This window comes from Paenibacillus sp. JT22N1, from assembly GCF_059692155.1.
In genome coordinates this window covers 322,073-335,139 of record NZ_JCAUAW010000008.1, presented here as the reverse complement: position 1 = coordinate 335,139, position 13,067 = coordinate 322,073, and the positions used below count along the sequence as shown (strand labels likewise).

Below are 13,067 nucleotides of genomic sequence, written 5' to 3'. Positions count from 1 at the left end.
TGAAAGCTGAAATGCTCATTGACTTGCTAGCGAGATTTTGCAATCTCTTTTTGAACGATTTCTCGTTCGTGCTTACTCACTCGTTGTTCAGTTTTCAAAGATCAATTTCTTTCGTTCACTGCCGTGTTACCGAAGCAGCGAGAAGTAATATACCATACTGATTTTTCTTTTGCAACTACTTTTTTTCGAGTTACTTTCACCAGCCTGTCTTGCGGCCGGAGTGATAATATACCATGGTTATTGAACGTAATGCAATGTTTTATTTTTCCAATTTAAATGTTTTTTTAAATATAAACAAAATAGGCAGATTCCAATTAGGAACCGCCCTTTTTTATCGTCTTCTTATCGCCTTTCTTATCGTCTTCTTAATAGAGATTCTTTTTAGGAACTACATAACCCTAGGTTTTGTGGGATCACAATTCTGCGGGGGAACAACTCCGCTTTGAGACAACTTCAATAAATAGTAGCACTCTTCGCGATACATATGATCCGGCACGAGAGGGTTAATCCGCGATAACAGCTCAGCACTTAGCCCAAGCTCCTCGACTTCTTTCAAGAAAGCCATGAATATAGACATTTCCATATTAACATCCGAATGGAATTTGTTAATTGAAGGGTAACTGGCTCGCAACGTACGTAAATAACCTGTAAGTTCAATCGCTTTTAAATAAAACTCATTGAAATTCTTCTCAAATTGCTCGCTTTTCTTGATTAATCTCTTCTCTACCACATCCAAGTCCGTCGCAATAATTGCCGCATGACCAGCAGCATCAGTCAGCCAAAGCAAATCATGATGCAAAGGAGCATACTTCGGGACCGGCTTACCCTCCATGAGCACGATAAGTATTTTGAAGTACTCCTCAAGCTCATTCACCATATGATTGAGAAATGTCGGTGTTAATCCAAGCTTTATTTGCCCGAGCAAAGAACGATCTAAAAGATTCAGTTTATACTCGCGTAAATTTGCCGTTAAATCGTAAGCTTGTTTGTTTAATTGAGCCAAATTGGCATCTTCCTTCATTCGCGCTTGACCAAGGAGTTGATCATATTGGTTTATGTAGGAATAGGCGATAGCAATATCATTGAGCTCCACAGGAGCAAGGGCATTATAAATAAACCTCGCATGATCCCCTAAAATTTGCAGCCAAAATCGATGCTCAAACAACGTTTGTTCCATCAGTTCGTGCCCCTTTCCCGCTAATACTTTACCTAATTGTATGTAACGATCTAATTATAAAAACCAATCCCTGTTACTTTTAAGATAAAACGAAAAAAGACGCCTCATGGCGTCATAGCGGGCAGCAACTACTTTTCTTATATAGAAGCTTCTCCAGAATCTCATCATATTTAGGAAAGGGTTAATCCTCACCCTCTTACACGATTAGCTTTAACCTTTGGTAAAGCCACTTTATATCGACCCAAATATTGCGTCCCGATCACTCCCGCTAGAATCATCACAGAGCCGATCAAGTGATATACCGTCACTTTTTCCCCAAGAAAAAGGGCTCCCGCAGCTATGGAGACAATGGTTGATAAATTAGTGAACACGCTCATTTTGGATGCTTCTATCTTAGACAAGACATAGTTACCTGTCAAAGCTGTCACCAGTGAGGAGATCAAGCCTAGGAAGAGAATGGCCACAATGAATGTCGGGTTAGACAATGGTGAAAGAAAGGCCTCAAACGTCCCCGCACTAGCATGACTCGAAAGCGAAACAACAAGAAAGGTAGCAAATCCGATACCGAGCATAAAATAACTGATCTCCGCTGGGCTAAACTGCTTCGAAAGCGAACGAGCCAGAACACTGTATCCAGCAAAGGCCACACAAGTAAGAACCAACAGGATGATCCCTGTCATGTTTGACAAATCTACCGTGCTCCCCTTCATGATGAAAATAAATAGTACGCCGAATACAGAGAGGAAAATCGACAGTTTCTGGAAGATGTTTGTGGTTTCCTTCAGAAACAATGAAGCCAACACCATCGTTACGATCGGCGTGAATGCGTACAGGATGCCTCCCTCTGCCGAAGAGGTATGCTGCAGCCCATACGCTTGAAGCGTGAAGAATCCTAGTGGATATGTCGTTGCCAGCAATAGAGCTTTGATTAGCGGTTTGCCACGGTAATTCAGCTTAACCAAACCTAGTGCAACAGGGATAGAGAAGACTGCGAACGAAACGGCAAAACGATAGGTGAGCGTATCGAGCGGGTTGGCATGATCAAGAGCTATTTTGGCAAACAAGAAAGAAAATCCAATGATCACCGCATTTAGTATGGCAAATATATAGGCAAGTTTGATTCCTTTTCGGTTATTCATAATTTCCCCCCGCTTCCTAACGAATTATGGTACTTTATTGGTATTGATGCCGGCCGGCTGTTGGTTACAATCATAGAACGAATACTGTCGAACTACAAACTATTTACGGACCAACTGTACCGGTACAATTAAAGGGCGGGGGACATATATATGCATAAATATTCGCTTATTTTCAATGACATCGAACGGCGAATTGAGAATGGACAAATACGATCCGGACAAAAGCTACCGTCAATAAGGGAGCTGTCTATCACCTATTCTTGCAATAAGAGCACGGTCATTCGTGCTTATACTGAGCTTGAGAATCGCCATCTCATTTACTCTATCCCCCAAAGCGGGTATTATGCGGTACAGAAGAGAACAGATGGCATCCATCCTACGGAACAATCAGCCTATGATTTCTCTTCGGGTGCTCCGGACCCTGAGCTGTTTCCTTATCTGGATTTTAAACATTGTATTAATAAAGCGATTGATACCTATAAGAACGAATTGTTCGTATACGGAACTCCGCAAGGACTGCCATCCTTATTAAAGGTGTTAACCAAGCATTTGGCCAACTATCAGGTGTTCACGAATCCAAGCGACATTCACGTTACATCAGGCGTGCAGCAAGCCTTATCCGTCTTGGCTTTGATGCCTTTTCCGAATGGAAGACGAGGGGTGTTGCTTGAACAACCTAGTTATTATTTGTTTATACGCCTTTTGGAGCTTTATCAAATCCCTACTTTTGGCATCACAAGAACAGTCAGCGGCATCGATCTAGATGAATTAGAGCGCTTGTTCCGTACTGAAGATATTAAGTTCTTCTATACTATGCCCCGCTTCCATAACCCTCTCGGCAGTTCTTATTCGGAACAAACGAAGAAAGCAATTGCCCAACTAGCCAAACGCTATGACGTCTACATCGTTGAAGATGATTATCTGGCTGACTTGGAGAACGATACGAAATCTGACCCCATCTTCGCTTATGCTTCAACCCATGTTGTATATTTAAAAAGTTACTCCAAGATCTTGTTTCCAGGATTACGAGTGGGCGCAGCCGTCCTCCCTACAGACCTCACGCCCACGTTCAGTAACTACAAGAAATTATCGGACATCGACAGTTCCATGCTCTCGCAAGCAGCATTAGAAATTTATATTCAAAGTGGTATGTTTGAGCGGCGCAAGCGAAAAATCAGAGATTCTTATTCGCGTAGACTGATGCATCTGAATAAATCCTTAGTTGCAAACAGTGACACTGCATACCTACCTCCATCTGAAGTGATTTCGGGTGTGTACACCCATATCATCGTCCCAGCACATCTGCACATCCCAACCCTGCTGGATAGATTGCGTAAGAAGCGTGTTATTCTGCAGGACCTCCAACCTTATTACTTACCTGCGTTTAATCCTGCGCATTTGTTAAGTCTTAGCGTAACGCAAGTATCAGAGGAGCGGATCGAAGCCGGCGTACGACTTATTGCGGATGAGATCAAGCGGATGCTTGGGTGAAACGAAGTTCCTTCGCTCCCCGAAGGCAATCAAATACCTATTTAAAAGCAAAAGCCCTTCTGATTACTTTCATCAGAAGGGCTTTATTTATACATTCATCTGCTAGGAGATTCCGTAGAGAAGCAGATCCCAAACCGAAGCAAATTCCTGTTCAATCGTGTCTGATGACCATTCCTTCGCATGTGCAGGATGATGAAAACGGGAAGTAGCGATAAAAATAGCTCTCGCAGTAACGATTGATTCAACGGATTTGAACTCCTGGGACTTCATTCCTTCTTCGATAATGCGGGCAATTTGATCGATTAATTGATTGACATGCGTATTTATCATTTCGACTGCATCTAATGTAACAGCCGCGTACATGGCAAACATTTCGGAATCATTGATTGCATAGGCCTTCTTCGTACTGATCAAGGTTTCAAACCACGTGCGCAAACGCTCTGTAGCACTACCACCAGACTGGACGGCAATAGCTTCTAAGGGATCTAAGATGATTTTGTGCAGCCATCGCTCAGTTACCGCCTCTCTTAATGAGGCTTTACTTGCAAAGTGTCGATAAAGAGTACCATGGCTAACTTGAAGTGCTCGAGCCACATCGACAACGGAAGTTTTGTCAGGTCCATAACGCCGAAGCACCTGTTCCGCCGCGTCTAATATGGTTTCCTTCGTTAGCGGAAGATCATTGGACATGTTGCTCCCCCTCTCTATTAGTAGTTCCATGATATCACAGTAAGTATCAAAAAGAAAATGACAATATCGTTATTTTGTTTTATGTTTTTATTTTATGGGAAGCAACCATGCCATAGGCATTAAAAATAAAAGCTACAGACTTTCAAATGTAACATTACATAACATAAACCTATGAATTCCCTATTATTATATTGCTTTTCCAGATCATTGGAAATAAAATATCACCCTGAAAAAACATAGAATAACAGAGTATAAGATAGATTATCGTATATAACACAGATTTGTTATCGCTTTCTAGGAGTTTGATTAATTTGTCAGTTTATCTAACACCATATAAGATTATCTTGTCTTACATACCATTATCATCCACAGGAGGTAATATTTCATGACATTGGATCGAAGCAAAAAAGTTTTCAAGCGTGTCCTTTTCTCTTTACTTACTATCACCATGTTGGGGAGCAGTTCTTCACTAGCTTTCGCAGCGGATGCTCCAGCTCAACCGGCTAGCTTTCCGATTCCTGCTCTTTCGGACTCATTTAAGCAATCATCACTCTCCAACGTGATCGTCATCGGAACTGGCGGCACCCTAGCCGGCAAAGCAGAAGATAGCACAAGCTTTCAGAACTATAGAGCTGGTACATATCTGATTGAAGATTTGGTGAAACAACTGCCGGGTAAACAGAAAATCGCGGATGTGACAACCTACCAATTCGGTAACAAAGGATCAGGCGGCTACACCATCGCTGATTTGTACGATCTTTCCCTTACTGTGGATCAAGCGCTTCAGGTTTATGACAGTGCCGTAGTTACAACTGGAACCGATACCATGGAAGAAATCGCCTACTTCCTTGATCTGACTGTTCGCAGCGAAAAGCCAGTCGTCGTAACTGGCGCTATGCGGCCTTGGGACGTTATCGGTACTGATGCTCCGGCCAACCTATATAATGCGATCAAGCTGGCAGGCAGCGGCAAGACCAAATGGTTTGGCACAGTCCTTATGTTGAACGATGTTGTTCACGCAGCTAGAGAAGTGACGAAAACCAACGCACAGCGCATGGACACCTTCGAGACGCCAATGCTTGGCGCACTGGGGTACATTGACGATAGTATCCGCATTTACCGCGCTCCTGCCCGAGCAGTGAAAGCTGGTACAACGGATTGGACTACACCTTTCGATTTGAAGTCGATCACGAAAGACAAACTGCCAGCCGTAGAAATCGTGTATAGCTATCAAGAAGCAGGCGGAGGAGCAATTAAAGGCCTGGTTGCAGATGGCGCCAAAGGGATTGTAACAGCTGGCACCGGTGCAGGCGGTATTTCTGCCAAAATGACCGCAGCTCGTACTGAGGCAATTAAACAAGGCGTACTCTTCGTTACTACGACGAGAACAGGTTCAGGTACGATGTATCCCGGAACTGCGGATGGCATTATTGCAGGTGACAACCTTAATGCGCAGCATGCTCGTCTTATGCTTCTTCTTTCACTAGCATTCTCTAACGATCAAGCCAAGATCAAAAGCTGGTTCGCTAATTATGGAACACAGGATGTCAAAATCGATGCGCAGCTTCCTACCACTCCTTAAGTCCTCCGAGACCGCAGAAAAGATGCCAATATCGGCCATCCACATAACAAGGAGGTAAACCATAATGACATGGACTCAGCATAGCAATAATAGTCGTATGAGAAAACCTTTATCGAGGCCATTCAAAGATGAGCGACCGCGTTTAGAGGTAGGTTTTATCGCCAATAAGAAAGCGGTTTTCGTGATCCGAAAACTTATACTTTCTTATGTGGTCAAAAAGCTGCTCGCTCTTCCCCTTATCGTGTCTTTGTTAGGCACCATGTTGGCATTTGGAGGAGCCGCAACAACCGTCTTAGCGGAAGAAGCTGCTCCTAAACCTGTCAGCTTCCCGATACCAGCCCTTTCCGATACGTTCAAGCAATCTTCGCTTTCGAACGTGATTGTTATTGGGACCGGCGGTACCTTAGCTGGCAAAGCTGAGGATAGCACGAGCTTTCAAAACTATAAAGCAGGCACGTATTTGATTGAAGACCTCGTCAACCAATTGCCAGGCAAACAAAAAATCGCCGATGTGACGACCTACCAATTCGGTAACAAAGGCTCTGGCGGCTACACCATCGCTGATCTATACGATCTTTCACTAGCTGTCGATCAAGCGCTTGAGGTTTACGATAGCGCCGTGGTTACGACAGGTACGGACACTATGGAGGAAATCGCCTATTTCCTCGATCTGACCGTGAGAAGTCCTAAACCAGTGGTTGTAACTGGCGCCATGCGGCCTTGGGACGTCATCGGCACCGACGCTCCTGCCAACCTGTACAACGCTATCAAGCTGGCCGGAAGCGGCAAAACCAAATGGTATGGCACTGTGATCATGCTGAACGACGTCATCCAAGCGGCCAGAGAAGTTACCAAATCGAACGCACACCGGTTGGATACATTTACGACTCCAATACTTGGTGCACTTGGGTATATCGACGAGAGCAATATTCGTATCTATCGATTGAATGGACGCGCCATGAAAGCTGGTAAAGCCGACTGGGCAACCCCATTCGACTTAAAGACCATCACCAAGGATAAGCTACCGATCGTTGAGATCGTCTCTAGCTACCAAGAAGCTAGCAGCGGGGCCATTAACGGTTTCGTCGCAGACGGTGCGAAAGGGATTGTTACTGCGGGTACAGGCGCAGGCGGGATTTCTGCCAAAATGAGCGCAGCCCGCGCAGAAGCAATTAAACAAGGCGTTGTGTTTGTGACGACGACAAGAACGGGCTCAGGCACGATGTATCCGGGAACGACGGATGGCATCTTAGCCGGTGACAGCCTGAATGCACAGCATGCCCGCCTTATGCTTCTTGTATCACTAGCATTCTCCAATGATTTCAACACGATCAAAGGCTGGTTTGCGACATACGGAACACAAAGTATTGGCGTGGATCCGTCCGACATCGCGAAGCATTGGGCAGAGGTAACCATCGGGAAAGCAATCAAGGACGGCATCGTCTCGGGCTACCCTGACACTTCGTTTAAACCGAACAAGAATGTTACTCGCGCGGAATTTGCAGTCATGCTGATGAATGGTCTGAAGCCGGTTGGCGAAGGAGCGAAGCTAGCTTTTGCTGATGAGAATGAGATCGGTACTTGGGCTAAGAATGCCGTTGCGCAAGCTGTCAAAGCAGACTTCATCCAAGGTTACGACGATGGTACATTCAGACCGAATGAACCAATTACCCGCACAGAAATGGCATCCATGATTGCAGGTGCGATGAATCTGAAAGCTGATCCTTCTACAGCTACAGGTTTTGCTGATGATCAGGAGATTCCTTCATGGGGTAAAGGCGCCGTCATTGCACTTAAGCAGGCAGGTGTAGTTAGCGGTAACGAAAACAACCAATACACTCCGAGTGGCTCTACAACAAGAGCTGAAGCTGTAACGGTCATTATTAACATGCTGAACAAGAAATAATAGCAAGCGTCATAAACCCCTCTTTGTATGATTTATTCATACAGGAGGGGTTTTTATTTCTAGGTCATCATTCGTTTGACTAATTCTCGATTGCGCTTTTTAAAGACTTCATTATGCGAAGACACCATGGCAACCTTATTAGCCTCAGGCTGGATATATTGCTTTGCTTTATTTACTGCGTTTGCTGCATCTTGGAATGCACCGGCTATTAAATGCAGCTTCCCATCATGATGTAAAATATCTCCAGCCGCATAAATTCCATCTATCGAAGATTCGCTAGCCGCATTACCAGCAATGTAATAGTTATCTGCGATCGCAATCTTTACTTCACTATTCTTAAGTAGTGTTGTATCACGTTCATAACCATGATTAATAATCACTTCATCAATGGGCAAATACGACACCTCACCTGTTTCATGGTTGGTAAGTTCGACACGTTCAATGACTTCATGATTACTGCTAGCAACTAGTTTGGTTATGGACGTATGGAAGAAACAAACAACGGAGCTCTCCATAAGCTGCTTTACTTGTGCTTCGTGACCTGTTAAAGCCTCTTTTCGATAGGTTAAATAAACGTTTTTGGCGATAGGCTCTAGTTCATTCGCCCAATCAATTGCAGAATTGCCCCCCCCAGAAATGATCACCGTTTTGTTTCTAAAATGCTGTAAAGACTTCACGGTATAGTTCAAATTCGACACTTCAAATCTCTCTGCGCCTTCGATCTCCAGCCTTTGCGGATTCAATATTCCCCCTCCAACAGCAACGATAACTGTTTTCGTGTAATGCTTTTGACCAGAAGCAGCTTGCAAGACAAAAATACCCTCTTCATTACGTGTTATCGACTCTACCTTTTCATTCAACACAACTTCTGGATGAAACGTTAGTCCTTGCTCTACAAGATTTTCAATCAGCTTCGCTCCTGGAATTGGCGTGTGTCCTCCCACATCCCAAATCATTTTCTCCGGATAGATATGTATTTTTCCACCCAGTTGGGTTTGGTACTCAATAAGCTTGGTCTTCATTTCTCTAAGTCCACTATAAAAAGCTGAGTAAAGCCCTGCTGGCCCTCCTCCAATGACAGTCACATCATACAATTCCTGTTCTTCCATTCCCCGATCACTCCTCGGCTACGAAACGTAAATGATTATCATTCTCAATTAAATATACGTCTATTCTTCTCATTTGACAACAAAAAAAGTTATTGACAAATAAAATTGTTCGCTTTATTGTGTGTATTGTAATGAAATTGATAATCATTATCAGTTAGTGGGTAGTACCTATTTTGAAATAAATGGAGGTTATCTCATGGTTCGCCTGTATACAGATCAGCTAAACATTAGTTATGGTGACCGTTTAATTGTGAAAAATCTCAGTGTAGAGATTCCAGACAAGAAAATCACCACCATGATCGGAGCGAATGGCTGTGGAAAGTCTACCCTATTGAAAGCAGCCACGCGGATTATTTCCCATCAATCAGGTTCAATTGTTCTAGATGGCGAACATATTGCCAAAGAACATACAAAGATACTCGCTAGAAAAATGGCGATCCTTCCACAAGCGCCTGAGAGTGCAAGTGGTTTAACCGTCGGTGAGTTAGTATCCTATGGGCGCTTTCCTTATCAAACGGGCTTTGGGCGCTTATCGAAAAAGGACTATGAAGTGATCGACTGGGCACTTGAAGTTACAGGTACCATTGACTTTAAGTTTCGTCCTGTAGATGCACTATCTGGAGGGCAACGACAGCGCGTATGGATTGCCATGGCGCTTGCGCAAGAAACGGAGATTATCTTCCTTGACGAACCTACCACCTATTTAGATCTAGCTCATCAATTAGAGGTTCTAGAGCTTTTGCAAAAACTAAATAGGGAACAGGAACGCACGATTGTCATGGTCCTCCATGATTTAAATCATGCAGCTCGATTTGCTGATTATATCATCGCTCTTAAAGATGGTGAAATCGTGAAAGCTGGCACTTGCGAAGAAGTGATAAATCATGACGTGCTCAAGAAAGTTTTCCACATTGACGCTGAAATCGGACGAGATCCTCGAACAAATAAACCTATGTGCGTTACCTACAATTTATTAAAGGGAGATAACCAAAATGAACAAACGACTCATTCCGTTCCTGCTCTTCATCTCATTAGCTCTTAGTGCTTGCAGCAGCCAAACAACCCAAACAGAGAAGAACGCAGCGAAAGCTGAAAACAAACCAACAACCATTACCTACCAATCTGAAAATGGACCTGTCGAAGTTCCAGCCAATCCGCAACGCGTCGTTGTCCTTTCTTCTTTTGCAGGTAATGTAATGGCTCTAAAAGTTAATCTTGTTGGTGTCGATTCATGGTCTAAAATGAACCCGCGCTTCGAAACAACATTGAAAACTGCGCAAGAAGTTTCCGATGAAAGTCTAGAAAAACTGATTGAATTAAAACCGGATTTAATCATTGGTCTATCCAGTGTTAAAAACGTGGATAAATTGAAGCAAATTGCCCCTACAGTAACGTATACATACGGAAAGGTAGATTATTTAACCCAGCACTTAGAAATCGGCAAACTTTTAAATAAAGAAAAAGAAGCGCAAGCCTGGATTACTGACTTTAAAAAACGGGCGCAGAAAGCCGGAGAAGACATTAAAACAAAGATTAGTGCGGACAAAACGATTTCTGTTGTTGAAAATTTCGACAAACAGCTTTACGTCTTCGGGAATAACTGGGGTCGTGGCACCGAAATTCTTTACCAAGAAATGAAGCTAGAAATGCCTAAAAAAGTCAAAGAAATGGCTTTAAAAGCCGGCTACTACGCCTTGTCTTTGGAAGTGCTTCCGGAGTACGCAGGTGACTACGTTATCTTCAGCAAGAACCCAGACACAGATAATTCGTTCCAACAAACCGATACCTACAAAAACATTCCAGCGGTTAAAAACAAACAACTATTTGAAGTCAATGCGAAAGAGTTCTATTTCAATGATCCACAGACATTAGAATACCAACTCGATTTCTTTGTTAAAAACTTAGGTAGTAAATGATTACCGAACATCAACGGATCATCCCATTCGTTTATAAACTGATTGCTGGAATAATAGTCTTTGTGTGTATGTTTATTGTTTCCATGGCATTTGGGGCCGCAGATGTTACCGTCAAAGATGTCTTGCTGGCCCTTACTTCTCATGCTGCAGGTGATAAAATCTCGATCATTCGCGAAATCCGTCTCCCCCGTGAAATTGCAGGGATTTTTGTTGGAGCCGCGCTGGCCGTGTCCGGTGCCATTATGCAAGGGATGACCAGAAACCCGCTTGCTGATCCAGGTTTACTTGGCTTGACCGCTGGGGCAAACGCGGCCCTGGCGTTTACGATTGCTTTTATCCCTTCAGCCAATTACTTCGGGATTACGATTGCTTGTTTTATTGGAGCTGCTGTAGGTGCAAGCATCGTCTTCGGTATTGGCGCAGCGAAAAAAGGCGGCTTCTCTCCTCTTCGCATAGTATTAGCCGGAGCAGCTGTATCTGCGTTCCTATACGCGATCTCGGAAGGTATCGGTATTTATTTTAAAATTTCAAAAGATGTATCCATGTGGACGGTAGGAGGGTTGATCGGCACTTCATGGGGCCAACTCCAAGTCATTGCGCCATTTATTACGATCGGTACACTGATTTCCCTACTCCTCTCCAGGCAGCTTACCATTCTAAGTTTAAGTGAAGAAGTCGCTGTTGGGTTAGGACAGAAGACGACACAAATCAAAACCGTTCTTTTTATCATCATTGTCTTACTCGCGGGTGCCTCTGTTGCGCTTGTTGGGAATATGGCGTTCATTGGTTTGATGATTCCACATATTGTTCGCGCCATTGTTGGAACCGATTATCGTTTTATTGTGCCAATGTCGGCAATTATAGGGGCCGTATTTATGCTTTTTGCGGATACCCTTGGACGTACGATCAATTCTCCCTATGAAACACCTGTGGCGGCCATTGTGGCAATGATGGGTTTGCCCTTTTTCTTGTTCATTATACGTAAGGGAGGAAAGGCATTCTCATGATTCATCCTCCTGCTTTAATTAAAAAACAACGGCTGCTATTATATGGTTCACTTGCACTTATTACGATGACGATCGTTCTCGGGATGGGAATGGGATACTCCTCAATATCCTATGATAGGCTGATTCCCACCCTTCTCGGTCAAGGTACATTCAAAGAAGAGTTTGTTTTATTTTCGATCCGACTGCCACGTATGGTGATTACACTGCTAGCCGGAATGGCACTTGCCTTATCGGGTGCTATTTTACAAGGAATTACACGAAATGATTTAGCTGATCCGGGCATTATTGGCATTAACTCTGGGGCTGGTGTTGCTATTGCCGTATTCTTTTTATTTTTTCCTATCAAGGCGGGATCGTTTATTTATCTGCTCCCACTTGTCGCTTTTATTGGTGCTTTAATTACGGCATGCTTCATCTATCTGCTTTCGTATAACCGCACCGTCGGCCTTCAACCCGTCAGATTAGTGCTAATTGGAGTCGGATTTTCAATGGCGCTATCCGGGATCATGATTGTCATTATTTCATCTGCTGAACGGGCCAAAGTCGATTTTATCGCAAAATGGTTAGCCGGAAGTATTTGGGGATCTGACTGGCCTTTTATTTGGGCAATTCTTCCATGGTTAGCCCTACTCATTCCATTCACCTTATACAAAGCAAATCGTTTGAATCTGCTTGGACTAGGCGAACCTGTGGCCATCGGCGTAGGTGTATCCGTTGAAAAGGAACGTATCGTCTTACTTTTAACAGCGGTTGCCCTGGCCGCTTCGGCCGTTTCTGTCACTGGAGGAATTGCCTTCATTGGACTCATGGCTCCGCACATGGCCAAAGCTTTGGTAGGACCCAGAAATCAATTATTTATTCCAGTCGCCATTCTGATTGGTGGTTGGCTGTTATTAATGGCCGACACCGTTGGACGTAATGTGATTGAACCTGATGGAATTCCCGCCGGCATTATGGTCGCTTTAATTGGGGCGCCGTATTTTATGTATTTATTATTGAAAAAATAAGCGTATATATGACAAAAAAACTGAGCCTCTGGAAAAAAGGGTT

At 43.7% G+C, this 13,067-nt stretch carries 11 protein-coding genes; 7 read left to right on the top strand and 4 right to left on the bottom strand.

The annotated features are described in order from the left end of the window. Positions 1-388: 388 nt before the first annotated feature. Together AC58UU_RS17870 and AC58UU_RS17865 are read right to left on the bottom strand one after the other, a co-directional pair. Positions 389-1,177, bottom strand: coding sequence for a DUF2935 domain-containing protein (locus tag AC58UU_RS17870; protein ID WP_497317823.1), 789 nt, complete (start codon positions 1,175-1,177; stop codon positions 389-391). A gap of 188 nt (positions 1,178-1,365) precedes the next feature. After that, a complete protein-coding gene (locus tag AC58UU_RS17865; RefSeq protein WP_497317821.1) occupies positions 1,366-2,316 on the bottom strand; it encodes a DMT family transporter in 951 nt (316 codons plus the stop codon). A gap of 150 nt (positions 2,317-2,466) precedes the next feature. On the opposite strand from AC58UU_RS17865, the gene AC58UU_RS17860 reads away from it, so the two are divergent. Continuing rightward, entirely contained in the window at positions 2,467-3,807 is a 1,341-nt protein-coding gene (locus tag AC58UU_RS17860; RefSeq protein WP_497317820.1) for an aminotransferase-like domain-containing protein, read from the top strand. A gap of 102 nt (positions 3,808-3,909) precedes the next feature. On the opposite strand, the gene AC58UU_RS17855 is transcribed toward AC58UU_RS17860, so the two are convergent. Beyond that, positions 3,910-4,497 carry a TetR/AcrR family transcriptional regulator gene (locus AC58UU_RS17855; RefSeq protein ID WP_497317818.1) on the bottom strand — a complete coding sequence of 196 codons (588 nt, stop codon included), beginning with the start codon at positions 4,495-4,497 and terminating at the stop codon, positions 3,910-3,912. Between the two features lie 385 nt (positions 4,498-4,882). Here AC58UU_RS17855 and AC58UU_RS17850 point away from each other — a divergent pair, with 385 nt between their 5' ends. Both AC58UU_RS17850 and AC58UU_RS17845 read left to right on the top strand, forming a co-directional pair. Beyond that, positions 4,883-6,079, top strand: coding sequence for an asparaginase (locus AC58UU_RS17850; protein WP_497317816.1), 1,197 nt, complete (start codon positions 4,883-4,885; stop codon positions 6,077-6,079). A 64-nt stretch (positions 6,080-6,143) separates the two neighbouring features. After that, the gene (locus tag AC58UU_RS17845) at positions 6,144-7,985 is read left to right on the top strand and encodes an asparaginase domain-containing protein (protein ID WP_497317814.1); all 1,842 of its coding nucleotides are present in this window, start codon (positions 6,144-6,146) and stop codon (positions 7,983-7,985) included. A gap of 59 nt (positions 7,986-8,044) precedes the next feature. On the opposite strand, the gene AC58UU_RS17840 is transcribed toward AC58UU_RS17845, so the two are convergent. Then, positions 8,045-9,094 carry an NAD(P)/FAD-dependent oxidoreductase gene (locus tag AC58UU_RS17840; RefSeq protein ID WP_497317812.1) on the bottom strand — a complete coding sequence of 350 codons (1,050 nt, stop codon included), beginning with the start codon at positions 9,092-9,094 and terminating at the stop codon, positions 8,045-8,047. A gap of 196 nt (positions 9,095-9,290) precedes the next feature. Between AC58UU_RS17840 and AC58UU_RS17835 the strand changes: the two genes are divergently transcribed. Genes AC58UU_RS17835 through AC58UU_RS17820 form a run of 4 tightly spaced genes read left to right on the top strand, consistent with a single transcriptional unit; the run spans position 9,291 to position 13,024 of the window. Further along, entirely contained in the window at positions 9,291-10,136 is an 846-nt protein-coding gene (locus AC58UU_RS17835; protein WP_497317810.1) for an ABC transporter ATP-binding protein, read from the top strand. Continuing rightward, entirely contained in the window at positions 10,087-11,010 is a 924-nt protein-coding gene (locus AC58UU_RS17830; protein WP_497317808.1) for an iron-hydroxamate ABC transporter substrate-binding protein, read from the top strand. Before AC58UU_RS17835 ends, AC58UU_RS17830 begins: the two co-directional genes overlap by 50 nt. Then, positions 11,007-12,017, top strand: coding sequence for a FecCD family ABC transporter permease (locus AC58UU_RS17825; RefSeq protein ID WP_497317806.1), 1,011 nt, complete (start codon positions 11,007-11,009; stop codon positions 12,015-12,017). The genes AC58UU_RS17830 and AC58UU_RS17825 overlap by 4 nt, the downstream gene beginning before the upstream one ends. Further along, positions 12,014-13,024 carry a FecCD family ABC transporter permease gene (locus tag AC58UU_RS17820; RefSeq protein WP_497317804.1) on the top strand — a complete coding sequence of 337 codons (1,011 nt, stop codon included), beginning with the start codon at positions 12,014-12,016 and terminating at the stop codon, positions 13,022-13,024. Before AC58UU_RS17825 ends, AC58UU_RS17820 begins: the two co-directional genes overlap by 4 nt. Positions 13,025-13,067: the final 43 nt, after the last annotated feature.

What these genes read in the sequence shown, in the direction of transcription:
- AC58UU_RS17865 (WP_497317821.1), bottom strand. Translation starts at nt 2,316, where the DNA reads ATGAATAACCGAAAAGGAATCAAACTTGCCTATATATTTGCCATACTA.
- AC58UU_RS17845 (WP_497317814.1), top strand. Translation starts at nt 6,144, where the DNA reads ATGACATGGACTCAGCATAGCAATAATAGTCGTATGAGAAAACCTTTA.
- AC58UU_RS17840 (WP_497317812.1), bottom strand. Translation starts at nt 9,094, where the DNA reads ATGGAAGAACAGGAATTGTATGATGTGACTGTCATTGGAGGAGGGCCA.
- AC58UU_RS17825 (WP_497317806.1), top strand. Translation starts at nt 11,007, where the DNA reads ATGATTACCGAACATCAACGGATCATCCCATTCGTTTATAAACTGATT.
- AC58UU_RS17860 (WP_497317820.1), top strand. Translation starts at nt 2,467, where the DNA reads ATGCATAAATATTCGCTTATTTTCAATGACATCGAACGGCGAATTGAG.
- AC58UU_RS17835 (WP_497317810.1), top strand. Translation starts at nt 9,291, where the DNA reads ATGGTTCGCCTGTATACAGATCAGCTAAACATTAGTTATGGTGACCGT.
- AC58UU_RS17820 (WP_497317804.1), top strand. Translation starts at nt 12,014, where the DNA reads ATGATTCATCCTCCTGCTTTAATTAAAAAACAACGGCTGCTATTATAT.
- AC58UU_RS17830 (WP_497317808.1), top strand. Translation starts at nt 10,087, where the DNA reads ATGAACAAACGACTCATTCCGTTCCTGCTCTTCATCTCATTAGCTCTT.
- AC58UU_RS17870 (WP_497317823.1), bottom strand. Translation starts at nt 1,177, where the DNA reads ATGGAACAAACGTTGTTTGAGCATCGATTTTGGCTGCAAATTTTAGGG.
- AC58UU_RS17855 (WP_497317818.1), bottom strand. Translation starts at nt 4,497, where the DNA reads ATGTCCAATGATCTTCCGCTAACGAAGGAAACCATATTAGACGCGGCG.
- AC58UU_RS17850 (WP_497317816.1), top strand. Translation starts at nt 4,883, where the DNA reads ATGACATTGGATCGAAGCAAAAAAGTTTTCAAGCGTGTCCTTTTCTCT.